The 25399-nt window shown below is 52.9% G+C and carries 20 protein-coding genes and 1 pseudogene; 9 read left to right on the forward strand and 12 right to left on the reverse strand.

Features of this window, described 5'->3' with window-relative positions; genetic code table 11:
• The first annotated feature begins 1 nt into the window (after nucleotide 1).
• The 4 genes and pseudogenes from J9880_RS05195 to J9880_RS05210 all read left to right on the forward strand — a co-directional run bounded on the left by J9880_RS05195 (nucleotide 2) and on the right by J9880_RS05210 (nucleotide 2035).
• The gene (locus J9880_RS05195) at nucleotides 2-394 is read left to right on the forward strand and encodes a DUF3887 domain-containing protein (RefSeq protein ID WP_166654473.1); all 393 of its coding nucleotides are present in this window, start codon (nucleotides 2-4) and stop codon (nucleotides 392-394) included.
• A gap of 78 nt (nucleotides 395-472) precedes the next feature.
• A pseudogene (locus J9880_RS25180) lies at nucleotides 473-652 on the forward strand (RHS repeat-associated core domain-containing protein); the annotation flags it as partial.
• Between the two features lie 418 nt (nucleotides 653-1070).
• Nucleotides 1071-1715: a tetratricopeptide repeat protein gene (locus tag J9880_RS05205; protein WP_232770183.1), complete on the forward strand. Its 645-nt coding sequence runs from the start codon at nucleotides 1071-1073 to the stop codon at nucleotides 1713-1715.
• Nucleotides 1625-2035: an SEL1-like repeat protein gene (locus J9880_RS05210; protein WP_232770184.1), complete on the forward strand. Its 411-nt coding sequence runs from the start codon at nucleotides 1625-1627 to the stop codon at nucleotides 2033-2035. The genes J9880_RS05205 and J9880_RS05210 overlap by 91 nt, the downstream gene beginning before the upstream one ends.
• A 212-nt stretch (nucleotides 2036-2247) precedes the next feature.
• Here J9880_RS05210 and mtgA read toward each other — a convergent pair whose 3' ends face one another.
• Nucleotides 2248-2970, reverse strand: a complete 723-nt coding sequence (gene mtgA / locus J9880_RS05215; protein WP_095924438.1) for a monofunctional biosynthetic peptidoglycan transglycosylase — start codon at nucleotides 2968-2970, stop codon at nucleotides 2248-2250.
• A gap of 896 nt (nucleotides 2971-3866) precedes the next feature.
• Complete coding sequence (arcB, locus tag J9880_RS05220; RefSeq protein WP_232770185.1) at nucleotides 3867-6206, reverse strand: aerobic respiration two-component sensor histidine kinase ArcB; 2340 nt, start codon at nucleotides 6204-6206, stop codon at nucleotides 3867-3869.
• An 872-nt stretch (nucleotides 6207-7078) separates the two neighbouring features.
• Between arcB and gltB the strand changes: the two genes are divergently transcribed.
• Together gltB and J9880_RS05230 are read left to right on the forward strand one after the other, a co-directional pair.
• Complete coding sequence (gltB, locus tag J9880_RS05225) at nucleotides 7079-11536, forward strand: glutamate synthase large subunit (protein WP_095924436.1); 4458 nt, start codon at nucleotides 7079-7081, stop codon at nucleotides 11534-11536.
• A gap of 9 nt (nucleotides 11537-11545) precedes the next feature.
• On the forward strand, nucleotides 11546-12964 hold the full coding sequence (locus J9880_RS05230; protein WP_095924435.1) for a glutamate synthase small subunit: 1419 nt from the start codon (nucleotides 11546-11548) through the stop codon (nucleotides 12962-12964).
• A 64-nt stretch (nucleotides 12965-13028) separates the two neighbouring features.
• Here the strand turns inward: J9880_RS05230 and nanK are convergent, their stop codons facing one another.
• From nanK to zapE, 10 genes are all read right to left on the reverse strand, one after another.
• On the reverse strand, nucleotides 13029-13904 hold the full coding sequence (gene nanK, locus J9880_RS05235) for an N-acetylmannosamine kinase (RefSeq protein WP_232770186.1): 876 nt from the start codon (nucleotides 13902-13904) through the stop codon (nucleotides 13029-13031).
• Entirely contained in the window at nucleotides 13901-14590 is a 690-nt protein-coding gene (locus tag J9880_RS05240; RefSeq protein WP_119822421.1) for an N-acetylmannosamine-6-phosphate 2-epimerase, read from the reverse strand. The genes nanK and J9880_RS05240 overlap by 4 nt, the downstream gene beginning before the upstream one ends.
• An 18-nt stretch (nucleotides 14591-14608) precedes the next feature.
• A complete protein-coding gene (locus J9880_RS05245; protein ID WP_095924432.1) occupies nucleotides 14609-16102 on the reverse strand; it encodes an MFS transporter in 1494 nt (497 codons plus the stop codon).
• 88 nt (nucleotides 16103-16190) lie between these two features.
• Complete coding sequence (gene nanA / locus J9880_RS05250; protein ID WP_095924431.1) at nucleotides 16191-17090, reverse strand: N-acetylneuraminate lyase; 900 nt, start codon at nucleotides 17088-17090, stop codon at nucleotides 16191-16193.
• Nucleotides 17091-17271: 181 nt separating this feature from the next.
• Complete coding sequence (locus J9880_RS05255) at nucleotides 17272-18054, reverse strand: transcriptional regulator NanR (RefSeq protein ID WP_119822420.1); 783 nt, start codon at nucleotides 18052-18054, stop codon at nucleotides 17272-17274.
• Between the two features lie 165 nt (nucleotides 18055-18219).
• Nucleotides 18220-18714, reverse strand: coding sequence for a ClpXP protease specificity-enhancing factor (gene sspB, locus J9880_RS05260; RefSeq protein ID WP_095924429.1), 495 nt, complete (start codon nucleotides 18712-18714; stop codon nucleotides 18220-18222).
• Between the two features lie 3 nt (nucleotides 18715-18717).
• Nucleotides 18718-19359 carry a stringent starvation protein SspA gene (sspA, locus tag J9880_RS05265; protein WP_095924428.1) on the reverse strand — a complete coding sequence of 214 codons (642 nt, stop codon included), beginning with the start codon at nucleotides 19357-19359 and terminating at the stop codon, nucleotides 18718-18720.
• 333 nt (nucleotides 19360-19692) lie between these two features.
• Nucleotides 19693-20085, reverse strand: coding sequence for a 30S ribosomal protein S9 (rpsI, locus tag J9880_RS05270; RefSeq protein WP_013577238.1), 393 nt, complete (start codon nucleotides 20083-20085; stop codon nucleotides 19693-19695).
• A 16-nt stretch (nucleotides 20086-20101) separates the two neighbouring features.
• On the reverse strand, nucleotides 20102-20530 hold the full coding sequence (gene rplM / locus J9880_RS05275) for a 50S ribosomal protein L13 (protein WP_013577239.1): 429 nt from the start codon (nucleotides 20528-20530) through the stop codon (nucleotides 20102-20104).
• Nucleotides 20531-20849: 319 nt separating this feature from the next.
• A complete protein-coding gene (gene zapE / locus J9880_RS05280; protein WP_095925265.1) occupies nucleotides 20850-21986 on the reverse strand; it encodes a cell division protein ZapE in 1137 nt (378 codons plus the stop codon).
• A 285-nt stretch (nucleotides 21987-22271) separates the two neighbouring features.
• Here zapE and zapG point away from each other — a divergent pair, with 285 nt between their 5' ends.
• The 3 genes from zapG (at nucleotide 22272) to degS (ending at nucleotide 25349) form a co-directional block, all read left to right on the forward strand.
• A complete protein-coding gene (gene zapG, locus J9880_RS05285) occupies nucleotides 22272-22673 on the forward strand; it encodes a Z-ring associated protein ZapG (protein ID WP_013577242.1) in 402 nt (133 codons plus the stop codon).
• A 153-nt stretch (nucleotides 22674-22826) separates the two neighbouring features.
• Nucleotides 22827-24194, forward strand: a complete 1368-nt coding sequence (gene degQ, locus J9880_RS05290; RefSeq protein ID WP_095924427.1) for a serine endoprotease DegQ — start codon at nucleotides 22827-22829, stop codon at nucleotides 24192-24194.
• Nucleotides 24195-24281: 87 nt separating this feature from the next.
• Nucleotides 24282-25349 carry an outer membrane-stress sensor serine endopeptidase DegS gene (gene degS / locus J9880_RS05295; RefSeq protein ID WP_095924426.1) on the forward strand — a complete coding sequence of 356 codons (1068 nt, stop codon included), beginning with the start codon at nucleotides 24282-24284 and terminating at the stop codon, nucleotides 25347-25349.
• Nucleotides 25350-25399 lie beyond the last annotated feature (50 nt).

The following is a 25399-nucleotide window of genomic DNA, read 5'->3' on the forward strand; positions in this document are numbered from 1 at the left end:
CATGGATGAAGTACAAGAAAAAATAGATATATTTCAAAATCAATATAACAACCATGATTTCAAAGAGATGTACAATCAAACATCTGATGGTTTTAAAAAAGCCATGTCAGAAGATAAGTTCAATCTAATTATGCAAGACAAAATTGAAAGTCTAGGGCTTTACAAAAAATCAAAGGTATTATATAGCCTGTCCAATGATGATGCTTATGTGAAAATTACGTATATATCAGAGTATGAAAAATATACTCTTGCCGAGGAATTTGGTTATCAAAATAAAGGCGATGGCAATGGTTTCAAAATGTTGAGTTTTTTAGTTGATATGGGTGGTTATATAAGTCCAGTAACCAAAACAAAGGACTCCCTGAGATTAGATGTTGGAGTAAACTCCAATTAAACTCACCTTTGATATAAGTGACTAACCAGGTTTACAGGGGACAATCAGGTGGACGGCAGCAACCCGCTGCGCATGTACCAGCCCATCCGCATGCAGGGGCAGCATTAGGATGAAGAATCAGGGCTACAACCGCCACCGCTATTACGACCCGACGCTGGGCAGGTATATCACGCAGGACCCGATTGGGTTGTTGGGGGATGGAATGTTTATGCTTATCCGTTGAATCCTGTTTCAAAAGTGGATCCGCTGGGATTAGAAAGCATAGATGGATTTGGCAGCGGGTTTGGAGATTATTGCCGAAGTATTGAGACAGCTGCATCTTACTTACCACAAGAAGATGCCGAACAAGTAATACATAATGCTGAGAAAATGCATAATGTATATAGCCCCCTTGGAGAGTATGTGCAGGGAATAGCGATTGGAGCACCAATTATTGGGATGGCAGGTATTGGAATGGGAGTAATTCCTCTTGCAGAAAAAGGGGCTGCATGTATCGAAAATACTGCGGAAACGGCAATAACTGAAGGTGAAAGAGACCCTAAAAATCTAATGCTAACGTGTGCGAAAGGTTTTATAAATAAAGGATCCACTAGCTTTCAAGGGAAAGTATCTGATTATTTAATCGATGCGCTACCCTCCTATAGTCAAAAACAATAATATAAATATGGATATGAAAATGAATAAAAAGATAATCATCATATTTTTTAGCCTAATAATATCATTAGGTGTGACATTATTACTTTTATCATGGGGAGGGTTTCAATCCTCCAATGACGTTAACTCTGAAAAATTGAGAGGGGATAATAAAATCACTCTCCAAAATGCAGCAGAAAAAGGGGATATGGTTGCACAATCTGAACTCGGTTTTTTATATGAAACGCAAAAAGATTACAAGCAGGCTGCATATTGGTATAACAAATCAGCACAGCAAGGATATGCACCGGCTCAGTATAATATAGGTGTGGCTTATCGATATGGAAGAGGAGTTACTCAGGATTTAAAGAAAGCAAGTGAATGGTATCAAAAGTCAGCCACGCAAGGTGTAGTAAAGGCACAAGTCAATCTTGGAATGTTGTACTTATTGGGGGCGGGAGTCCCTGTGGATTATAATAATTCCCGACAGTGGTTTATGAAAGCATCAGAAAGTGGAGATACTATTGCCATATTCAATATAGGGCAATTGTATTTTTATGGTCTTGGTGTGCCAAAAGATTATTCTCAGGCAGAAATATGGCTAAAGAAAGCTTTGGCCTTAGGTTCCATGAGGGCAAAAACTCACTTGCATTATTTTATGGACAAGGGCTTGGAGATATTCCATTGAATATAAACGAAGCAATGAAAATTTTGGAATCATCTGCCTGTCAGGGATATGTAGTTGCTCAGGAAAATTTAGGAGCTATATATATGGGAGAGAACTCCGGGTTTCCAAAGAACTATCTGCAGTCTTACGCCTGGTATGCAGTAGCGGCAGAAAACGGCTCAAAAAAGGCTAAACAGATGCAAGCTGTAGTTATAAAAAACCTCGCTGAAGACGAAATTAAAAAAGCTAAATCCATCGCAATGACATATATTAAAAAATATCCAGCACCAATAGATGAAAACGATACGAATAAATCCAATGATGAATGCAAATACCCATAAAAAGGGTTATTAACGTTTCACATTGCTGGCGTTGTTTAACCCGCTGGGCGGAACTGACTAAACAGTATGCACGGGCAATAAAGTAAAAGTCTATGTAAAAGGTTCATCTTCCGCATGACCCCTTTTACTCCAGCTTTTGGATCGGTCAGGTGACCTTAAACGATTGGACAGCCCTCAGGCTGTCCTTTTTTTTACTGTAAACATCACCCGCTCTAATGCAGTTTATGCTCGCGCAGGAAGGATTCGCCGCCGAGCTGGCTCATCTGACGCAGGATCCATTGCTGCCGACGCAACACGTACGCCGAGGGGGCGTTCACTTTGAACAGATGCGGATTCGGCAACACTGCGGCCAGTAACGCGGCCTGAGACGCAGTCAGGCGGCTGGCCGGTTTATGGAAGAAATGCTGCGCAGCCTGCTCGACGCCAAACACGCCGTCACCAAATTCCACGATGTTCAGGTACACCGTCAGGATGCGACGTTTCGTCCAGACGGTTTCAATCCCCACGGTCAGCCCGGCTTCCAGCCCTTTTCTCACCCAGCTGCGCCCGTCCCACAGGAACAGGTTTTTAGCCGTTTGCTGAGACAGCGTTGACGCTCCGCGCATTTTACCACCGTCTTTATCCAATACAGACTGAATGGCTGCAACGTCAAATCCCCAGTGCTCAGGGAATTTCTGATCTTCTGCCGCCATCACCGCCAGCGCCATCGGTGAGGAAATCTCACTCATCGGCACCCAGTCTGAATGGGCCACGTAGCCAAAATCGCCGGTCAGCCATGCTGAAACCTGGCGTTCCACCATCACCGCAGAGAAAGGCACGGGTAAAAAAGAAAAAAGAAGAATGCCTCCTACCCATAAGCAGAGTAACAGTATTAATGCGCGTTTGATCCATAACAGCGGCGTGCGCAGCAGCCCTTTTCGGGTAATTTTATTCATTTGCCCCTTTCCACAACACATCTGACCATCTAATCATTCTCATGAAGAACCTGTAAAATCAGGCTAGCGAAATGCTTCGCAAGATTGCTAACAATCAGGCAATAATGATGAAACTTTTACTTACATTTGGGAAAGAAAATTCTGATTTGATCATTTCCATCAACGGGTTCCAACTCTCAGCCTAAAATTATCATTTTTTTCAACAAGATGCTTTTTTCGCCAAAAAAGTAAAATCCTTGTGAACAAATCAACAAAAAATACATTAACCACGCTTATGCTTCGTTACTGCGGAAATGAATAAATTCTCGCCGGTTATTCCGCAATGAGCGACCTGACTAAGTCAAATCTGCTACCTGTAAACCGTAAAAAATCAGCAGGGTGTACGTCTTTTTGTCGGACAAAAAACACACCACCCTAAGTGAAATTTTTTCATTTGAAATATAATTCACCTCTTTTTTGGCTCCGGTATTCTCCCGTCGTCAAAAAAAAGACTTATACGATGCATTACAGAGACTTGCCAGTGATTTTGGGTTTTATACAACCGGTTTCATAGCCGGATATGTCGCAAAATCAGCGGTAAAACAGCCTGTGATTGTTCACTTCCATAAGTAAAATTGCATGTGACCAATACAACATCAGCATGCTTCATTTGTATTCTGTCAAAAATCCTGCGATAAAGGCTTGATGTTTTGTATAGACAAAGACTAATCTACATCACAGTTTTTAATGAATGTTGTAACAGTTCTGCTTATATTTGTTATGTTGATTGCTACAGGATGTATTAGACTTTAAGACTGAATTCCAAGACCTGCGAAAACCGAACCCTAAAAACTATCGTGGGTTACCTCTTTCCCTGGTGTTGGCGCAGTATTCGCGCACCCCGGCCTCGGCTGGGGTTATTTTTTTTCAGCGTTTGCCGTCCAGTCGCGTAACACCTGAATGTCATTGCGCCATTCTGCCTTCAGCTCATCAATCCATTCCTGCACGTTATCCCACCAGGCTGGCAATGTCGGCGTCTGGATCTGCTGGGCCAGTTGCTGCAAATGTTTCAGGCCAACCGAACCCGCTGCCCCTTTGATTTTGTGACCTTCTTCAGCAATGCCTTTCTGATCGCGCGCCGTCATGTTGGAATCGAGAACGGCCAGATAGCCCGGCATCATTTTTTCAAACATATCTGCACTCTGATAAATCAGTTTCGCGCCAACCAGATCGATGTACTGTTCAAGCATGGCGGTATCAAGCAACGATTCACTGTCTTTCATCACTACGGGCTCCTGTTCCGGTTCACGAACGTCTGGCTGATGATCCCAGAATTGTTGGATCATCGCGGTCAGCGCAGAAACAGACAGCGGCTTGCTCAGCACATCGTCCATTCCGGCATCGAGATACTCTTTTTTGTCTTTCAGCACGTTGGCCGTCAGGGCAATCAGTGGCGGCAGATGCTGTCCGGCGTAATCGGTGCGCAGCTTACGGGCGATATCCAGCCCGGTCATGTCCGGCAACTGGATATCCAGCAGGACCAGATCGAATTCGTCGGGATCAAACATCTCCAGCGCATCATGGCCGTTCATTGCCACCTCCACGCTGTTACCCAACTTCTCCAGCACCGAACGCGCCACAATGACGTTCAGCTCGATATCTTCCACCAGCAGCACGTGCAGCGCCGGTAACGGCATATCATCGTCGTCATCAGTCAGTGCAGCCGGTGCATCCAGCGTTGGCGCCCGTACGGTAAGCGTAAAGCAGGAACCCTGACCCGGCACGCTGCTGACGGAAATATCGCCGCCCATCGCCTGCGCCAGACGTTTTGACACCGCCAGCCCGATGCCCGTACCGGTCGCCGGTTTGCCGCCGTTCTGATCTTTCACCTGATAATACATGGCAAAGATTTTGTCCTGCTCATCCTGCGGAATGCCGAGACCAGAGTCGCGCACCACAAACCGCAGCATATCGTTCGGCTCATAATGCACGCTCAGCACAATTTCCCCTTCACGGGTGAATTTGACGGCGTTGCCGATCAGGTTCCATAAAATCTGCCGCAGGCGCGTGCCGTCTGTCGTAATGCTGCGTGGCAACGGCAGATCCGGCTCCATGATAAATTTCAGCCCTTTCGGCTGCGCCAGCAGGCCGGAGAGGTTTTCAAGGTCGGTGAGAAATTCGGTGAAATCGACAGGCTGGTTATCGAGCTGCACTTTACGGCGCTCAATTTTGTCCATTTCAATAATGTCGTTGAAGATATTGCCGAGGGTGATGGCGCTGACGTGGATCGTTTTCAGATAGCTGTGCTGTTCTGTATCCAGCTCGGTATCGAGCAGAATGCGGCTCAGGCCGACAATGCCGTTAAGCGGCGTACGCAGCTCGTGGCTGATCGTAGAAATAAACGTGGTCTTCTCACGGCTGGCGTTCTCTAACGCGTCCTGATAACGCTTACGCTCGGTAATATCGCGTCCGAAGCCCATCAGTCCGTGTCGTTTACCGATACGGTCGTAGAACGGCACTTTACGCAATTCGAAGCAGGCTTTACGCCCGTCGGGATAAACCAGCCATTGTTCGTAGGTCAGGGACACGTTGTGACGGAACACCTTCTCGTCGGTTTCCACCACTTTCTCGGCGATGTCCGGAGTGTAGACATCGTCCGGGGTCAGGCCGATCAGCTGCTTTTCGCTTTTGCCGGTCAGCAGTTCCATCGCCCGGTTACAACCGGAGAATTCTTTGTCTTCGTTTCGGTAATACACCAGGTCCGGTGAGGCATCGAGGAAAGAGCGTAATAATGCAGATTGCTGACTCAGTTCGATCTGCGCCTGCTCGCGGTGCTGCATTTCGAGTTTCAGCTTATCGACCACCGCCAGACGCGCTTCTTCCGCTTTCACACGGTCGGCGATTTCCTGATTCAGCTGGGTAATGTTGTCTTTGAGTTGCTGATTCAGTTCGAGATCGCGGTGGCGCATTTCTTCCAGTTTATCGACCAGACGGGCTAAACGCTGGCGTGACTCTTCTAACTGCTCCACCACCACTGACAGGAAGTAAACCGCCCAGGGTGTGATCAGCAAACCAAAGAAGATAGAACGAACGACGTCGATACTCTCCACCTGCCCGCGCAGGAGCATGGTGACCGCCATCTGGACAATCATCGCCAGCACCACCAGCGCAGACGCCAGCAGCAGCGAGAATCTCACCAGCCCCAGCTTGACCATCAGATCGACATAATACTGCGCTAAAACCCGGATTTGCTTCATAACGGTTCCCTTAAAACGAAGTCATCTGAATCATACCGCAAAACCTCCCCGGCGTGATGGCGGGGTAGAGATTGCCCATGAAGTTTGTGAGATGCACCTTGCAGGGGCTTGTCATGGTGCAATGCAGGAAATAAGGGCAGAGTTATTGACTATTATCGGCGGGGATATTATTAATATCGGCCGGCTTTATCAGGCTGACCGCGTTGCCAACTGCCGTCCGGCTAACATTTTTTCCTTTTATCCTCCGAATACCTTCCCTCTCGGCGCATTTCGCGCAGGCATAACTATTCATTATTACTGCAAATAAAGTCATTCGTGCCTGTATGAATAATTCTTATTACAAACACCGGTCTGACACATTATTACGGTCAGGTTAAAAACAGTGACAAACCGCATGTGCACAGTGTTTTCCAGTATAAAATACTGGTAATTACGCCCCTGCCAGCACGGTGCGGAGATCTTACGCTTTCCCCATAGTGAGTCAGCTCACACTTTATGCGCATGACCCCATCGAAAATATGCCAATAAAAACGCCATAATTCATATATATTTCAAATAATTAAAGTCCTTTATATCACTTTTAATATAACTTAAATCGCCATTTGACCTGTCTGTGCTTTCTCGCTAAGTTGGGAGTCCGCTGGAAGCAATCTCGACGGGTGAGCAACTCGTCATATTTATGCAGTAATTGAAGACTCCCTCATTAAAACAAGTCAACCACCACTTGTGAGAACCATCACGAGAGGCCTTTGACGGAGATGCCCGGGCAATCAACGCACCGCAAGAGTGCGCGAAATTGCGGACAAACCTCCGTCTATAAGACCGCTCGCGGTTGGTGTGAGAGTCTCGCAGAGCCTGGGGAGGTTCACGTTATGTTGTACGATAAATCCCAAGAGAGGGACAACTGTGGTTTCGGCCTGATCGCCCATATAGAAGGCGAACCTAGCCATAAGGTCGTGCGTACTGCAATTCACGCACTGGCCCGTATGCAACACCGTGGCGCGATCCTTGCTGACGGCAAGACCGGCGACGGCTGTGGCCTTCATTTACAGAAACCTGACCGCTTCTTCCGCATGATTGCCGAAGAACGTGGCTGGCGTCTGGCGAAAAACTACGCCGTGGGCATGCTGTTCCTCAGCAAAGATGAAAAAGAAGCTGAGGCGAGCCGCCGCATTGTAGAAGAAGAATTGCAAAACGAGACGCTGTCCGTGGTGGGCTGGCGTGACGTTCCGACCAATCCGGACGTACTCGGTGAAATCGCGCTTTCCTCCCTGCCTCGTATCGAACAAATTTTTGTCAACGCGCCTGCCGGCTGGCGTCCGCGTGACATGGAGCGTCGCCTGTATATGGCGCGCCGCCGCATTGAGAAACGCATTCAGGATAAAGACTTCTATGTGTGCAGTTTCTCCAACGTGGTCACGATCTACAAAGGCCTGTGTATGCCTGCGGATCTGCCACGCTTCTATTTAGATCTGGCCGACCTGCGTCTGGAATCGGCCATCTGCCTGTTCCACCAGCGTTTCTCGACCAACACCGTGCCGCGCTGGCAACTGGCTCAGCCTTTCCGCTATCTGGCGCACAACGGCGAAATCAACACCATCACTGGTAACCGCCAGTGGGCGCGTGCCCGTGCGTATAAATTCAAAACGCCGCTGATCCCCGATTTGCAGGACGCGTCGCCTTTCGTCAACGAAACCGGTTCGGACTCCAGTTCGCTGGATAACATGCTGGAACTGTTCCTGGCGGGCGGGATGGATTTGCTGCGCGCCATGCGTTTGCTGGTGCCGCCTGCCTGGCAGCAAAACCCGGACATGGACGATGACCTGCGCGCGTTCTTCGACTTTAACTCCATGCACATGGAGCCGTGGGATGGCCCGGCCGGTATCGTGATGTCAGACGGTCGTTACGCCGCCTGTAACCTCGACCGTAACGGTCTGCGCCCGGCGCGTTATGTCATCACCAAAGATAAGCTGATCACCTGTGCGTCTGAAGTTGGCATCTGGGATTATCAGCCGGACGAAGTGGTCGAAAAAGGCCGCGTCGGACCGGGCGAACTGATGGTGATTGACACCCGCAGCGGCAAGATCCACCACTCCGCTGAAACCGACAACGACCTGAAAGGCCGCCATCCTTATAAACAATGGATGGAGAAAAACGTTCAGCGTCTGGTGCCGTTCGAAGACCTGCCGGAAGATCAGGTGGGCAGCCGCGAGCTGGAAGACACCTTGCTGGAAACCTTCCAGAAACAGTTCGGCTACAGCAGCGAAGAACTCGATCAGATCATCCGCGTACTGGGTGAAAACGGTCAGGAAGCCGTCGGTTCCATGGGCGACGATACCCCATTTGCCGTGCTCTCCAGCCGTCCGCGTATCGTGTATGACTACTTCCGTCAGCAGTTTGCGCAGGTCACCAACCCGCCAATCGATCCGCTGCGTGAAGCCCACGTAATGTCTCTGGCGACCAGCATTGGCCGCGAGATGAACGTGTTCTGTGAAGCAGAAGGTCAGGCTCACCGTCTGAGCTTCAAATCGCCAATCCTGCTGTGGTCTGACTTTAAACAGCTCACCACGCTCGACAGCAAACACTATCGCGCTGAAACGCTGGATCTGACCTACGATCCGACCGAACAAAATATGGAGCAGTTCGTCCAGAAACTTTGTGACGAAGGCGAACAGAAAGTGCGGAACGGCGCGGTTCTGCTGGTGCTGTCTGACCGCAATATTGCCCCGAACCGTCTGCCGCTGCCTGCGCCAATGGCCGTCGGCGCGCTGCAATTACGTCTGGTGGAAAAAAGCCTGCGCTGCGATGCCAACATCATTGTTGAAACCGCCAGCGCCCGTGACCCGCACCATTTCGCCGTGCTGATTGGTTTCGGTGCCACTGCGGTGTATCCGTATCTGGCCTACGAAACGCTGGCAAAACTGGTCGACTCTCAGGTTATCGAGAAGAAATACCGTGAAGTGATGCTGAACTACCGTAACGGCATCAATAAAGGCCTGTACAAGATCATGTCCAAAATGGGCATCTCAACCGTCGCCTCTTACCGTTGTTCCAAACTGTTTGAAGCGGTCGGTCTGGCGAAGGATCTGTGCAACACCTGCTTTAACGGCGTGGTCAGCCGCATCGGCGGTGCCGGTTACAGCGATTTCGAACAGGATTTGCTGAACCTGTCCAAACGCGCGTGGCTGAAACGCAAGACGCTGGATCAGGGCGGTCTGCTGAAATTTGTCCACGGCGGCGAATATCACTCCTATAACCCGGACGTGGTCACCACCCTGCAAGCGGCAGTGAACAGCGGTGATTACGACGATTATAAAAAGTACGCCCGACTGGTTAATGAGCGTCCGGTCGCCACACTGCGTGACCTGCTGAAAGTGACACCAAAAGGCCAGCCGATCCCTGTTGATCAGGTTGAACCGGCGGAAGGGCTGTATACCCGCTTCGATACCGCCGCGATGTCTATCGGTGCGTTAAGCCCGGAAGCGCATGAGTCGCTGGCAGAAGCGATGAACAGCATCGGCGGACGTTCGAACTCCGGCGAAGGCGGCGAAGATCCGGCGCGTTACGGCACCAATAAAGTCTCCCGTATCAAGCAGGTGGCTTCCGGTCGTTTCGGTGTCACACCGGCGTATCTGGTGAATGCCGACGTTATTCAGATCAAAGTGGCGCAGGGTGCAAAACCAGGCGAAGGCGGCCAGTTGCCGGGTGACAAAGTGACGCCGTATATCGCGAAACTGCGTTACTCCGTGCCGGGCGTGACCCTGATTTCTCCACCGCCGCACCACGATATTTATTCCATCGAGGATCTGGCGCAGCTGATTTTCGACCTGAAACAGGTCAACCCGAAAGCGATGATTTCGGTGAAACTGGTGTCTGAACCGGGCGTCGGCACGATCGCGGTCGGCGTGGCAAAAGCTTATGCAGATCTCATCACTATCGCTGGCTACGACGGCGGCACCGGCGCAAGCCCGCTGTCTTCGGTGAAATACGCCGGTTGTCCGTGGGAACTGGGTCTGGTGGAAACCCAACAGGCGCTGGTGGCCAACGGCCTGCGTCACAAGATCCGCTTGCAGGTGGATGGCGGCCTGAAAACTGGCCTCGACATCATCAAGGCGGCGATTCTGGGCGCAGAAAGCTTCGGCTTCGGTACCGGCCCGATGGTGGCGCTGGGTTGTAAATACCTGCGTATTTGCCACCTGAACAACTGCGCAACGGGCGTGGCAACTCAGGATGACAAACTGCGTCGCAACCATTATCACGGCCTGCCGGAACGCGTAGTGAACTACTTCAGGTTCATCACGCAGGAAACCCGTGAAATCATGGCCGAGCTGGGCGTCAGCCAGCTGGTGGATCTGATTGGTCGCACCGATCTGCTGACCGAGCTGGACGGTTTCACCGCCAAGCAAAACAATCTGGATCTTTCTGCGATGCTGGCAACCGCCACGCCGCATGAAGGCAAAGCGGTGTACTGCACCGAAAGCAATCCGGCGTTCGACAAGGGTCAGCTGAACAAAGACATTCTGGAACAGGCCGCGCCGCACATCGATTCTAAGCAGAGCAAAGCGTTCTACTTTGATATCCGCAACACGGACCGTTCCGTGGGTGCCATGTTGTCCGGTGCGATTGCCGAAAAACACGGTGATCAGGGTATGGCAGCGGATCCGGTACGGATTAACTTCAACGGCACCGCGGGCCAGAGCTTCGGCGTCTGGAACGCAGGTGGCGTTGATCTGATGCTGACCGGCGACGCGAACGACTACGTCGGCAAAGGCATGGCCGGTGGCCGTATTGCCATCCGTCCGCCAATCGGTTCAGCGTTCCGCAGCCACGAAGCCAGCATCATCGGCAACACCTGTCTGTATGGCGCAACCGGCGGCAAGTTGTTTGCAGCGGGCCGTGCGGGTGAACGTTTCGCGGTGCGTAACTCCGGTGCCATCACCGTTGTTGAAGGTATCGGCGATAACGGTTGTGAATATATGACCGGCGGCATTGTGTGTGTGCTGGGCCGTACCGGCGTCAACTTCGGCGCAGGCATGACCGGCGGCTTCGCTTACGTTCTTGATGAAGACGGCGAATTCCGCAAACGTGTTAACCCGGAACTGGTTGAAGTCCTGGAAGTGGCCGATCTGGCGATCCATGAAGAGCATCTGCGCGGTTTGATCATCGAACACGTACAGTTGACCGCATCGACCCGTGGTGAAGAGATTTTGGCGAACTGGCCGGAATGGGCGCCTAAATTTGCCCTGGTAAAACCGAAGTCCAGTGATGTCAAAGCATTGTTGGGTCACCGTAGTCGTTCCGCAGCTGAGCTGCGGGTACAAGCGCAGTAAGAGGTTAAGATGAGTCAAAACGTTTATCAATTTGTCGACTTACAGCGTGTTGATCCGCCGAAAAAAGCGCTGAAGATCCGTAAAATTGAGTTTGTGGAAATTTACGAGCCGTTCTCAGCAACTCAGGCTGCGTCGCAGGCAGACCGCTGTCTGTCCTGTGGTAACCCTTACTGCGAATGGAAATGTCCGGTTCATAACTACATTCCGAACTGGCTGAAGCTGGCGAACGAAGGTCGCATCATGGAAGCCGCCGACCTCGCGCACCAGACCAACAGTCTGCCGGAAGTCTGCGGGCGCGTTTGCCCGCAGGATCGCCTGTGCGAAGGTTCCTGTACCCTGAACGATGAGTTCGGCGCAGTGACCATCGGTAACATCGAACGCTACATCAACGATAAAGCTATCGAAATGGGCTGGCGTCCGGATATGTCTCACGTGCAGCCGACCGGCAAACGTGTGGCGATCATCGGTGCCGGTCCGGCAGGTCTGGCGTGTGCCGATGTGCTGACCCGTAACGGTGTGAAAGCGGTGGTTTACGATCGCCATCCGGAAATCGGCGGTCTGCTGACATTCGGTATCCCGGCCTTCAAGCTGGAAAAATCGGTGATGACCAAACGTCGCGAAATCTTCACGGAGATGGGTATCGAATTCCAGCTCAATACCGAAGTCGGCAAAGACATCACCATTGATGCGCTGCTGGCGGAATACGATTCTGTGTTCCTCGGCGTCGGCACTTATCAGTCCATGCGCGGTGGTCTGGCGAACGAAGATGCACCGGGCGTGTACGATGCCCTGCCGTTCCTGATCGCCAACACCAAGCAGCTGATGGGCTACGATGACAGTCAGGAAGAGCCTTACGTGACGATGGACAAGAAACGCGTCGTGGTGCTGGGCGGTGGTGATACCGCGATGGACTGCGTGCGTACGTCAATCCGTCAGGGCGCGACTCACGTGACCTGTGCGTACCGTCGTGATGAGGAAAACATGCCGGGCTCGCGTCGTGAAGTGAAGAATGCGCGCGAAGAAGGTGTGGATTTCAAATTCAACCTGCAACCGCTAAGCATCGAACTGAACGATTCAGGCCGCGTATGTGGCGTGCGTATGGCGCGTACTGAACTCGGCGCGCCGGATGCTCACGGGCGTCGTCGTGCCGAAATTGTGGCCGGTTCCGAACATGTGATGGAAGCCGATGCCGTGGTGATGGCGTTTGGTTTCCGCCCTCACAAAATGGAATGGCTGGCAGCCCATGACGTTGAGCTGGACACCCAGGGACGTATCGTTGCCCCTGAAGGCAGCGACAACGCCTTCCAGACCAGCAACCCGAAAATCTTCGCCGGTGGCGATGCGGTTCGCGGTTCCGATCTGGTGGTCACTGCAATTGCCGAAGGCCGTAAAGCGGCAGAAGGCATCATGAACTTCCTCGAAGTCTGATCCGTCGCCTCATAAAAAAGGGTCCGCCAGCCATGGCAGACCCTTTTTTTATGCTTCGCAACCGTCACAACATTCTGTCCTGCGCCAGCAACGCGGCACCCAGCAAGCCTGCGTCATGCTGATGTTTCGCCCTGAAAAGCGGCACGCGACAAATCTCCGGCTCTTCCTCAAGCCATGCTTTCACCCGCGCTAAATATCCGTCGGCCAGACCCACACTTCCGCCCAATACCACGCACTGACAATCGGTCGCGACTTTGATATCCGCAATCAACCGTGCCAGCACACGGGCTGAACGCTGGATCAATTCCTCCGCTTGCGGATGCCCCGCCGCCGCATGAGCAAAAATCTGTTTCGCCGTGCAACCGGCTAAATCACCGTTTGCGGCGCGGGCAATGCCGCGCCCGGAGGCCATCGCCTCAACGCACCCCGTCCGGCCACAACCGCAGCGCGGACCGTGCGGATCGGCCAGCGTATGGCCGAAATGTCCCGCCAGCCCTTCCGTGCCGGTCAGCAGTTTGCCACCGGTGACCATTCCGCCGCCTATACCGGTCGAGACGGTGAGAAACACCATGTCCGTCGTATCAGCTGAAAGTGCGTGATACTCCGCCCAGGCAGCCGCCTGAGCGTCATTGACCGCCATGCACGGCAGGTTCGTCAGCCGGGACAGGACATCCACCAATGGAAAATGGCTAAGGCCTCCGAGATTATCCGGATTTAGCGCCGTCAGAATGCCCTGTTTAATGATGCCGGTTGAGGCCACCGCCACCCGTTGCGCCTGAGAGACCAGCGGCGCGACGAGAGTTGCCAGCGCCGCCTGCAAGGCTTGTGGCGTGCGGCTGGCGGGTGTCGGGATTTCACGGCGGCCGGTGAGATTTGAGGCGCTGTCTGCCAGCGCCGCCGCCAGTTTGGTGCCGCCGATATCGATGACCAGCGTCGTCATTTGGCGACCTTCACGATCTCATCCCGGAACCACTGACATACATGCTCCAGACGGGTAATGGCCGAACCGACCGTGACCGCCCAGGCACCCTGCTGCATCGCCTGCGCCGCCAGGTGCGGTGAGTTATAGCGTCCTTCGGCAATGACCCGGCATCCTTCAGCGCTGAGTGCTTTCACTAAGGCAAAATCAGGTTCTTCCGGCACCGGCCCGCTGATATAGCCTGATAACGTTGTGCCGATAATGTCCGCCCCCAGCCGCTGACAATCCAGCCCGTCCTGCAACGAGGAACAATCCGCCATGGCCAGCAAATGATGCTGGTGGATACGCGCCAGCAGTTCCGCCACCGGCACCGGCCGTTCCCGGTCCGTGCCATCGAAAGCAATAATGCTGGCACCCGCCTGCGCCAGCGCGTCCACATCCTGCAGATACGGCGTGATACGCACCGGAGAATCCGTAAGGTCACGTTTAATAATGCCGATGACCGGTACCGACACCCGCGCATGCGTCGCCCTGAGATTCTCAATGCCTTCGATGCGCAGCGCCACGGCACCGGCCTGCTCCGCAGCCAGCGCCATTGCGGCCACGATTTCAGGCTTATCCAGCGGGCTGCCGGGTACCGGCTGGCAGGACACAATCAGTCCGCCCGCTTGTGCAATCTTCGCATCCAGTTTTTCAAGCAATGACATAAACACTCCCTGCTACATTCAGTTTCTGATCAATCCGTTTTTCGGATTTTCCGGCTTCGCTTTCTTCAATGCACCGCTGAAAGGTTTGCCATCAATCGTATCGTGCGTGCGCAAGGCGTCAGGATGTACCCAACGCTGAATACGGGACGGCATATCCAGACCGATCAGCAAGATCACCACAAACGTCAACCCGAAGGACAGGGATGCCAGCGCGGTACCGAGATCCAGACGCTGGGCAATCGCCACCCCGATGACCGGAGCCAGTGCCCCGCCCAGCGCGCCGACGTTGTAGGTAAAGCCCAGCCCTGCCGCACGTTGTTCGGTATCGAAATAACCGCCAATCAGTTTAGGCAGAATGCCGGAGATGCCCTGTCCCAACATTTGTTGCAGGAATAACAGTAATCCCAATACCCAGATATTTCCGCCGCCGATCGCAAAGACCGGAATAATCAGCAGTTGCGAGGCCAGTAAACTGCACACGTACGCTTTGCGCGTGCCCAGCCAGTCGCCGAGGAAACCGCCCACGCAGCAGCCGACCGCCGCACCAAATCCGCTGAAGAACAACACATGCGCCACCAGTGTCGGGGAATAGGCCAGTTCCGTTTTTAAATACGTCGGTAATAACGCCTGAATAGGCCACGAGTAGAGGAAAGCAAAGAAGACAACGACCATCAGCGTGACGCCGGTCGGCCAGCGTTTACCGCTGCCCTGCACCATAAAACTGATGAATATCGCCGCACATACCAGCCCCAGAATGGCAATCACGGCGGCGCTGCCCACATCCCCGGCAAAACAGAAATAGAGCGCGGTGGCGGCCACGACGGTCATGCCAACGTTGATGACGCGATGTTTGCCGCGATAAAGAACATCCACCATGGTTTTGACCGGTTTCTTATGGGCAAATTTCGCCTGCCAGTCTTCTGCTTCCGGGATATTTTTACGCAGCCACAGAGCGAAAATAATCGGTAAGATGCCGATGAAAAACAGTGCGCGCCAGCCCCAGACCGGTACCACCACGCTGTAAACCTGAGCGGCAATCACGGCACCCACCGAGAAGCCGGAAATCAAAAATCCGCTGGCCTTGTTACGTAAATGCTTTGGCCAGCTTTCAATGACGTAGGTCGCACTCGAGCCGTACTCCCCCGCCATGCCCATGCCGATAATCAGTCGTGCGAAGAACATCACCGTGAAACCGGGGGCAAAACCGCAGGCCAGCGTCCCCACGGAAAACAGCACGATACTGGTGATCATCGCCAGCTTTCTGCCATACCGGTCGCCCATGGCGCCGAGCAGCAAGCCGCCAAACCAGCGGGAGATAAACGCCGCAGAAATCAGACTCGCGGCCTGAACACCTGTCAGGTCGAACTCGCTTTTAATTTCTGTCAGTACTAAGGCGATCAGGACAAAATCAAAACCATCTAAAAGGTAGCCAATCCAGGCGGCCGAAAATGCTTTCCATTGCGGTTTAGTCAAATGGCGAAACCATGAGATCTGTCGGGCATTGTTACGCATAAATCACCCCCGGGGCGGATGAGTAGGGATCCGCCCTTGGTTAGGACTGATAGAGTATTGTTGATGCCGGGCAATCCGGCATCCGGATTCAGAACGCGCTGCGTTCTGTCTGTAATTGCGCGGCCAGTGCTTTAAGCTCAGGCAGGTATTGCTCATCCACCGGCGCAAAAGGTTTGCGGCAAAGCGGTACAGCGACGATATCCATGTAATGCAAAATCGTTTTCAGCCCGCGGAAGACACCCGTTTTGATCAGCAGATCGATGACCTTGTTGCACTCGCTTTGCAGATGCATCGCACGCTGAACGTCTCCTTCCTGCACGGCAGTTTTAATTGCCATGTATCGCCAGCCCATGACGTTATAGGTACTGCCGATCCCGCCATCGGCGCCTGCCAGCAGGCCGGAGGCAAAGATTTCGTCGTACCCGTTGTAGAGCACCAGATCGGGATGCGCGCGGCGGATTTTTTCCATCTCATACAGGTCACCGGACGTTTGTTTCAACGCGCCCACGCCCGGCAGTTTGATCAGGGTGTCGATCTGATCCAGCGTCAGTTTCACGCCGCTGAGCGCCGGAATGTTGTAAACCACCATCGGTAAGCCTTCGGCGGCATCTGTGACAGCACGGTAGTGATCGCAATGTTCATTAAAGCTGAAAGGGTAATAGAACGGCGTCACCGCAGAGACGGCATCAAACCCGTAACGGTTTGCCGCCGCGGCGAGTGTCTGACTTTCACGGGTGCTGATTGCGCCGACATGCGCGATTAACGTCACCTTCCCTTTCGCTTCTTCCGCCACGATTTCCAGCACCTGTTCGCGCTCCTGCGGACTTTGAAGGAAGGCTTCGCCGGTAGAACCGCCGACGTACAGGCCATCGATCCCCTGTTCAATATTGAAACGCACCAGACGGCGCAGGCTGTCGGTATCCACTTGTTGTTGCTGATTGAAAGGAGTGAGCAATGCCGGCATCACGCCCCGCAGATTCTGTGTCATAAACGCCTCTTGGTTGTTGGGTTTTCAGGCAATTCGATATACCTTTATACCTGTTATACCAGACCAAAAAACAAACACAATACACCTGAAGGTTCAGGATGTGATCTGCACCATATGAAATAGTTATGGGTGATCAGAGACGATCAAAAAGAATGCGGGGAAGATCGCAGTTCAGGGTGGGTTACAGCTTCGCACCACGATCAGGCTTTGCCGCGTAATACGCCGCGAACACGCTTTTCAGATGCGCTTTCAGCGCCGCATCGGCGGCATCCGGATCACGCGCCCGGATAGCGTTGAAGATTTCGATGTGCTGCTGATAACTGACGTTGTTGTGGGCGTGCAGCTCTTCCTGTGGCACGGAAGGACGCGCCGCAATCAGCCAGTCCAGCAGGGCCACATGCACGACCATGAAGATCGGGTTGGCCGGGATTTCTGCCAGTTCGCGGTGAAATTCGATGTCAGAGCGGATGAACAAATCGTTGTCGTCCAGTGACTGGCTGTTCATTTCCAGCGCTTTGCCAAGACGTTCAATCTGCTCGTCGGTGGCGAATTCGGCGGCGTAGCGCACCAGGCTGGATTCGAAAAACATCCGCAGTTGCTCGAAATGGGCAATCCCTTCAGGCCGGGCGAGAAAGTCTGTCGCCACACCGGACAACTCACTGATGATGGTTTCTGCCGACGGACGGGAGACGCGGGCGCGCTCCCCGTTACTGATCTGCACCAGCCCTTTACGTTTGAGCGCCGCCAGTGCTTCGCGTACGGAAGGCCGGCCAACGTTGAAGAATGTCATCAGCTCACGTTCTGACGGCAGTTGCTCCCCTTCGGCGAATTCGCGCCTGCGGATCATCTGCTCCAGCTCTTCTTCCACCATTTCTGAAAGCTTCTTGCGCGCCAGAGGACGGCGGCGCATTGCATGCCCGAAGGTGTCGTTGATATCTGCCGGTTGTTCGTCGAATGTGCTCATAACTCAGGATCAGACCCTGTTTAATGAATGGGATACGAAGGAATTTTTGAATGATAACACAGCACATCTGCACTGGCGAAAGGAGAGGCAGGCGGAATACGGGCATAAAAAACCCCGCGTAGTATTACGCAGGGTTTAGAGGCGAAGCCGGTATGAGGCGGAGTGTTATTTCACAACGCGCAGTGCCGGGCGACCACCGCGTGGCGGGGTCGGAGGCTCATCATCCGGATCTTCTTCAGCCACGTCCGGCAAATCGCCGTCAATGACTGACATGGTCGGTTCTGTCGGCTCATCCACGCTCAGGTCGCCGTCAAAGGCGCCTTCCGCTTCATAAGCAGGTTCAGGTTCGAACATGGTACCGGCACCGTTTTCACGGGCATAAATCGCCAGTACGGCAGCAATCGGTACAAATACGTTACGCGGTACGCCACCAAAACGGGCGTTGAAGCGTACGTCATCGTTACCCAGTTCGAGATTGCCGACAGCACGCGGCGCGACGTTCAGAACAATTTGTCCGTCACGCGCAAACTCCATCGGCACCATCACGCCAGGCATCGTCACGTCAACCACCAGATGCGGGGTTAACTGGTTGTCGAGCAACCAGTCATAAAAAGCCCGCAACAGATAGGGGCGACGCGGAGACATGTCGGTCATCTCCATACCTTAACCTCGGGTATGCAAACGCATTTCGCGCTCTGCTTCGGTCAGGGAAGCCAGGAAGGCATCACGTTCGAAGACGCGGGTCATGTAGCCTTTCAGCTCTTTAGAACCGGCACCCGCCAGCTCAATGCCCAACTCCGGCAAACGCCACAGCAGCGGAGCCAGGTAGCAATCGACCAGGCTGAACTCTTCGCTTTTGAAGTAAGGCATGTAAGAGAAGATTGGCGCAATCGCCAGCAGCTCTTCACGCAGTTGTTTACGCGCAGCATCGGCTTCGGTCGCAGAACCTTGTTCGATTTGGCGCATCAGCGAATACCAGTCATTTTCGATGCGGTGCATCATCAGACGGCTCTCACCACGGGCAACCGGATAAACCGGCATCAGCGGTGGATGCGGGAAACGCTCATCAAGATATTCCATGATGATACGGGATTCGAACAGGGTCAGCTCACGATCAACCAGCGTCGGTACAGTGCGGTAAGGGTTGAGGTCAATAAGATCCTGCGGCAGGTGATCCATCTCAACCTGCTCGATCTCGACACTGACACCTTTTTCCGCCAGTACGATACGTACCTGATGGCTAAAAATGTCGGTCGGGCCGGAAAACAGCGTCATTACCGAACGTTTGTTGGCAGCGACAGCCATGAAAACCTCCAAGTTTATCTAGAATATTACAGCGAGTTATCGCCAGCCTGCAGTTTTTGTCCCGTAGTTTCATAGACAACCATCGGCAAGGCGAACCCAGCCAGGAAGCGCGGCAACGTCAACTGCTCGGCGAACAGGCACAAAAGTGTGTGATAGTTTACCAGATTTTACGCAGGCTGTGGGCGACGGTGAGACGATTTCATGGGGAATTGTGTGTCAGGAGATCATTTCCCCTGCGATTACTGAAAAACAGGTATAAAAAAACCCGGTGAAACACCGGGTTTTTGACGCTGATTTCCGTGCCGAAGCACTGTGCTGCAAAGCAGCAGAAAATTAACGTTTGGAGAACTGAGGACGACGACGTGCTTTACGCAGACCGACTTTCTTACGTTCAACCTGACGAGCATCACGAGTAACGAAGCCAGCTTTACGCAGTTCGCCACGAAGATTTTCGTCATATTCCATCAGTGCACGGGTAATACCGTGACGGATAGCACCAGCTTGACCGGAGATACCACCACCTTTAACAGTGATGTACAGGTCGAATTTCTCAACCATGTCGACCAGTTCCAGTGGTTGACGAACTACCATGCGGGCAGTTTCACGACCAAAGTACTGTTCCAGGCTACGCTGGTTAATTACGATGTTACCACTACCCGGTTTGATGAAAACACGAGCGGCGGAGCTTTTGCGGCGACCAGTGCCGTAGTATTGATTTTCAGCCATTGCCTATAATCCCGAATTAAATGTCAAGAACTTGCGGTTGTTGCGCCGCATGAGTGTGCTCGTTACCCGCGTAAACTTTCATTTTACGGTACATTGCACGACCCAACGGGCCCTTTGGCAACATGCCTTTAACCGCGAGCTCGATCACGCGTTCAGGACGGCGAGCGATCATCTCTTCAAAGGTCGCTTGCTTGATACCACCGATGTGGCCGGTGTGATGGTAATAAATCTTGTCGTTACGCTTGTTGCCGGTTACAGCAACTTTTTCTGCGTTCAGAACGATGATGTAATCACCAGTATCAACGTGCGGAGTGTATTCCGCTTTATGTTTGCCACGCAGACGGCGAGCCAGTTCAGTGGCCAGGCGACCTAAGGTCTTGCCGGTAGCGTCAACTACGAACCAGTCACGTTGTACGGTTTCCGGTTTAGCTGTAAAAGTTTTCATTAAAAGCTTACCCAATTAAAGTTACACGTTGGCGAACACCCGAACGCTTACTTGTTTATAAAATAAGTATTTGAGGTTCACACGACCATCGTCCAGCAAACCTACCCCTTCGAATAGCCAATGCTGGCACTTATAAAGTTTCGGGAAAAAAACTTTGTAGTAACGTGGGGTCGCAAGATTATAGAGAAGTCTCCTGCAAAGATCGAACCCTTTTTCGACAAAAAGGAAGATTTCCCTCAACATCGTCTGAGGGTTCGGCAGGCAGGCTTTACTGACTCTTTTTATACCACAAAACGAACAAAGAATAACCAACCCATCATCATGGCAGATGCGGGCGCTTGAGGTATTCTTCGCTCTGCATCTCCTGTAAACGCGACAGGCAACGCTGGTATTCGAATTTCAGCCGTTCGCCCTGATAGATGTCAAACATCGGCGCGGCAGCGGAAATCACCAGTTTGACATGGCGCTCATAGAATTCATCCACCAGCGCCAGAAAACGGCGTGCAGCATTCTCACTGTCTGCGCCCATCACCGGCACATTATGCAGCAACACACTGTGATAGATTTTTGACAGCGCAATGTAGTCGAGCTGGCTGCGCGCCTCTTCACATAAGGTATGGAATTCTACCGCCAGCACGCCATCCACGGCGGCAATCGCCTGCAATGGACGGTGGTTCACTTCCAGCAGCGGTTTGCCGCCTGCGTCCGCGCCGCTGTGATTGCCGGTCAGTTTCCCCAGCATGGCATGCATCGCATCCGCCGTTTCCGGACCGGCCGGCGTCAGCCATAAATTGGCTTGTGTCAGCGTACGCAGACGGTAATCAATCCCGGCATCCACATTCAGCACATCGCAATATTCTTTAATCAGATCAATCGCGGGCAGGAAACGCGCACGTTGCAGACCGTTCCGGTACAGCAAGTCCGGTGGAATGTTTGAGGTGGCAATCAGCGTGATGCCACGGGCAAACAGCGCCTGCAATAATGTGGCCAGCAGCATCGCATCGGTAATATCCGAAACAAAAAACTCATCGAAACACAGCACGTCGGTTTCTGCCTTGAAGCGGTCAGCGATCACTTCCAGCGGATCTTCCTGCCCCTGAAGCTGCGTCAGCTCTTCATGGACGCGCAACATAAAGCGGTGGAAATGCAGACGAAGCTTACGTTCGCCAGGCAGGCTGTGGAAAAACAGATCCATCAGCCAGGTTTTGCCCCGCCCCACTCCGCCCCACATATATAAGCCCTGGACGGGGCGCGTCGTGGTTTTCGGCGGGCTTTTGGCAAATAAGCGTCCCAGCAAGCCACGGCTGGCGGCCGGTGGCGATGCGGCAGGCCGGGCGGACAGCGCCTGATAGATGGCATCAAGCTGAGCGACTGCCTGTTTCTGAACGGCATCCGCCTGGAACTCACCGGCATCAACAGCGTTCTGATACAGGAAAAGGGGTGATTGAGATTGCATCTTCGTTAACGTCCCTGAGAAAAAAATTTTATGTTTTTCACGTCGTTTAGCCGCTTTTTTGCTGTGGATTCGCCGCATTTCCCGGCTGTCTGTGTGTGAAAAAACCAACAGACCGCAGTGATTTTCCCGGCAGGATTCCACTCTGACAAGGTTAACGGTTATAGTGGAGCTATTGCATGACGCATGCGTGTGACAATTACGTTAAAACCATTGTGTAAAAAAGTTAAGTCATAAAAGTTACGTGAAAAAGCCCTGCGGGACAACGAAGTCAAAATAGGAGTCATTATGACCTGGGAGTATGCACTCATTGGATTAGTGGTCGGTATCGCGATTGGTGCGGTAGCGATGCGCTTTGGTAATCGTAAATTACGTGATCAACAAGTCATGAAAAACGAGCTGGAGAAAAGTAAAGCCGAACTCGACGAATACCGTCAGGAGCTGGTGGGCCATTTTGCCCGCAGCGCAGAGTTACTCGATAATATGGCGACCGATTACCGCCAGCTTTATCAACACATGGCGAAAAGCTCCAACAATTTGCTGCCTGATATGCCAGAGCAGGATAATCCGTTCAACTACCGTCTGACCGGTTCTGAAGCCGATAACGATCAGGTGCCGGTGCAGATGCCACGCGATTACTCTGACGGTGCGTCTGGTCTGCTGCGCGGCGAGCGTCCTGTCCGTAAATAACTGACGCGCCTGACCGGTATGACATCCTCATGCCGGTCAATATGCGGCACATGTTCCGTGCATGTGCCGTTCTCCGGATCCTTCCCGTGCTGTGAATCACCGTTCTATTGTCCATAACTGACGTCCATTACAGAAAGCGAGAGAGTTATCGTGATGAAGAAAAAGTCATTTTTGCTCAGTGTGTTAGCTGTTAGCCTTGGATTAACTTTCGCTTCTGCGCCTATGGCGAATGCTGCTTTGCCTACGGAAGTTCAGGGACAACCTTTACCCAGCCTGGCTCCGATGCTGGAAAAAGTCTTACCGGCGGTGGTGGGCGTACAGGTGTCCGGCACCCAGCCGCCAAGTGCGGATGTGCCACCGGAATACAAGTTCTTCTTCGGCCAGCAAGATCCGGAACCGAATCCCGGCCCGCAACCTTTTGAAGGTCTGGGTTCCGGTGTGATTATTGATGCCGCGAAAGGCTACGTGCTCACCAACAATCACGTGGTGAACAACGCGGATAAAATTAACGTCCAGCTCAATGACGGTCGTGAATATAAAGCCAAGCTGATCGGCAAAGACGATCAGTCTGATATCGCCGTGATCCAGCTGATTGATGCCAAAAACCTGACACAAATTGCGATGGCCGATTCCGATAACCTGCGCGTGGGGGATTTTGCGGTTGCCGTCGGTAATCCGTTCGGACTCGGTCAGACCGTGACGTCCGGCATTGTCTCAGCACTTGGTCGCAGCGGCCTGAATCTTGAAGGGCTGGAAAACTTTATTCAGACCGATGCGTCAATTAACCGCGGTAACTCCGGCGGCGCGTTGCTCGATCTGAAAGGTGAACTGATCGGTATCAATACCGCCATTATCTCTTCACAAGGTGGCAGTGTCGGTATCGGTTTCGCTATCCCGGTGAACATGGCGAAAAACCTCAGCCACCAGCTGATTGAGTTCGGTGAGGTGAAACGCGGCCTGCTGGGGATCAGAGGCAGTGAAATGACACCGGAACTGGCGCAGGCATTTAAGCTCGACAGCCAGCGTGGCGCGTTCGTCAATGAAGTGTTACCGGATTCCGCCGCCGCCAAAGCAGGTATCAAATCCGGCGACGTGCTGATTACCCTTCAGGGCAAAACGCTGAGCAGCTTTGCCGAATTACGCGCGAAAGTCGGCACGGCCGGTCCGGGCGTCACCATGCAGATTGGTCTGCTGCGCGACGGCAAACCGATGACCGTCAATGTCACGCTGGATAAAAGTCCGGCAGTGGAAGTCAGCATCGAGAAGCTGAATCCGGCGCTGCAGGGCGTGACGCTCAGCGATCCGGCGGATAAAAACGCCAAAGGCGTACATGTCGATGACGTGAAAAAAGGATCACCGGCTGAGCAAATTGGCCTTGAGAAAGACGATGTGATCATCGGCGTTAACCGCGAGCCTCTCGAAAATCTGGCGGCTTTCCGCAAAATTCTGGAAAGCAAACCGGACCTGATTGCCCTGAGCATTCAGCGTAAAGGCCAAAATATCTATTTATTCATGCCGTAAAGCGTTGAAAATCGGACGCAGGTGCTGCTGCGTCCGATTAACTCATGCTATTCTTCCCTCACTTTTCATCTCGCACCCCATACACCCATGTTTGTTAAGCTATTGAGATCTGCTGTTATCGGCCTGATTGTTGCCGGCATTTTGCTGGCGGCGGTGCCTATGTTGCGTAAAAACATCACAGAACCGTTGTTTGACCGTAATTTTGTGCAGAACAGCGAAGAACCCGTCAGCTATAACTCAGGCGTCCGCCATGCCGCACCGGCGGTGGTGAACGTTTATAACCGCAACATGGGCAACAGTTCGCAAAACGAACTGGCCATCCGCACACTGGGTTCCGGTGTGATCATGAACGACAACGGTTATATCCTGACCAATAAACATGTGATCAATAATGCCGATCAGATCATCGTGGCATTGCAGGATGGACGCGTATTCGAGGCCCTGCTGGTCGGCTCAGACAGCCTGACAGACTTAGCCGTGCTGAAAATCAACGCCGGAAATCTGCCGGTGATCCCGATTAATCCACACCGCACGCCGCATGTCGGTGATGTCGTGATGGCGATTGGTAACCCTTATAACCTCGGTCAGACCGTCACGCAGGGCATTATCAGCGCGACAGGCCGTATCGGCCTCAGCCCGTCAGGTCGCCAGAACTTCCTGCAAACCGATGCCTCGATTAACCAGGGCAACTCCGGTGGTGCGCTGGTGAACTCATTGGGTGAGCTGATGGGGATTAATACCCTGTCCTTTGACCAGAGCAACGATGGTGCCACGCCGGAAGGCATTGGTTTCGCCATCCCGACCGCGCTGGCGACAAAAGTCATGGGCAAGCTGATTCGTGATGGCCGCGTGATCAGGGGTTATATCGGCATCGGCGGGCGCGAGGTATCGCCTCTTCACGGGCCAAACAGCGGGCTGGATCATATTCAGGGGATTGTGGTTAACGAAGTCACGCCAAACGGCCCGGCGGCCAATGCCGGTATGCAGGTCCGGGACGTGATTGTTAACGTCAACAATAAACCGGCGATTTCGGCAATCGAAACCATGGATCAGGTGGCAGAGGTACGGCCGGGCACGGTGATCCCGGTGGAGATTATGCGCAACGGCCAGAAGCTGACCTTGCAGGTGACCGTGCAGGAATACCCTTCTCACTGACCGCCGCTGATTCCAGAAACGAAAAAGCCGGAAAGGTTTCCCCTTCCGGC

Source organism: Rahnella victoriana, assembly GCF_021276285.1.
Lineage (GTDB): Bacteria > Pseudomonadota > Gammaproteobacteria > Enterobacterales > Enterobacteriaceae > Rahnella > Rahnella victoriana.

Coding starts and splice junctions, on each gene's coding strand:
- J9880_RS05195 (WP_166654473.1), top strand. CDS start 2: ATGGATGAAGTACAAGAAAAAATAGATATATTTCAAAATCAATATAAC.
- J9880_RS05205 (WP_232770183.1), top strand. CDS start 1,071: ATGAATAAAAAGATAATCATCATATTTTTTAGCCTAATAATATCATTA.
- J9880_RS05210 (WP_232770184.1), top strand. CDS start 1,625: ATGGCTAAAGAAAGCTTTGGCCTTAGGTTCCATGAGGGCAAAAACTCA.
- mtgA (WP_095924438.1), bottom strand. CDS start 2,970: ATGAATAAAATTACCCGAAAAGGGCTGCTGCGCACGCCGCTGTTATGG.
- arcB (WP_232770185.1), bottom strand. CDS start 6,206: ATGAAGCAAATCCGGGTTTTAGCGCAGTATTATGTCGATCTGATGGTC.
- gltB (WP_095924436.1), top strand. CDS start 7,079: ATGTTGTACGATAAATCCCAAGAGAGGGACAACTGTGGTTTCGGCCTG.
- J9880_RS05230 (WP_095924435.1), top strand. CDS start 11,546: ATGAGTCAAAACGTTTATCAATTTGTCGACTTACAGCGTGTTGATCCG.
- nanK (WP_232770186.1), bottom strand. CDS start 13,904: ATGACGACGCTGGTCATCGATATCGGCGGCACCAAACTGGCGGCGGCG.
- J9880_RS05240 (WP_119822421.1), bottom strand. CDS start 14,590: ATGTCATTGCTTGAAAAACTGGATGCGAAGATTGCACAAGCGGGCGGA.
- J9880_RS05245 (WP_095924432.1), bottom strand. CDS start 16,102: ATGCGTAACAATGCCCGACAGATCTCATGGTTTCGCCATTTGACTAAA.
- nanA (WP_095924431.1), bottom strand. CDS start 17,090: ATGACACAGAATCTGCGGGGCGTGATGCCGGCATTGCTCACTCCTTTC.
- J9880_RS05255 (WP_119822420.1), bottom strand. CDS start 18,054: ATGAGCACATTCGACGAACAACCGGCAGATATCAACGACACCTTCGGG.
- sspB (WP_095924429.1), bottom strand. CDS start 18,714: ATGGAGATGACCGACATGTCTCCGCGTCGCCCCTATCTGTTGCGGGCT.
- sspA (WP_095924428.1), bottom strand. CDS start 19,359: ATGGCTGTCGCTGCCAACAAACGTTCGGTAATGACGCTGTTTTCCGGC.
- rpsI (WP_013577238.1), bottom strand. CDS start 20,085: ATGGCTGAAAATCAATACTACGGCACTGGTCGCCGCAAAAGCTCCGCC.
- rplM (WP_013577239.1), bottom strand. CDS start 20,530: ATGAAAACTTTTACAGCTAAACCGGAAACCGTACAACGTGACTGGTTC.
- zapE (WP_095925265.1), bottom strand. CDS start 21,986: ATGCAATCTCAATCACCCCTTTTCCTGTATCAGAACGCTGTTGATGCC.
- zapG (WP_013577242.1), top strand. CDS start 22,272: ATGACCTGGGAGTATGCACTCATTGGATTAGTGGTCGGTATCGCGATT.
- degQ (WP_095924427.1), top strand. CDS start 22,827: ATGAAGAAAAAGTCATTTTTGCTCAGTGTGTTAGCTGTTAGCCTTGGA.
- degS (WP_095924426.1), top strand. CDS start 24,282: ATGTTTGTTAAGCTATTGAGATCTGCTGTTATCGGCCTGATTGTTGCC.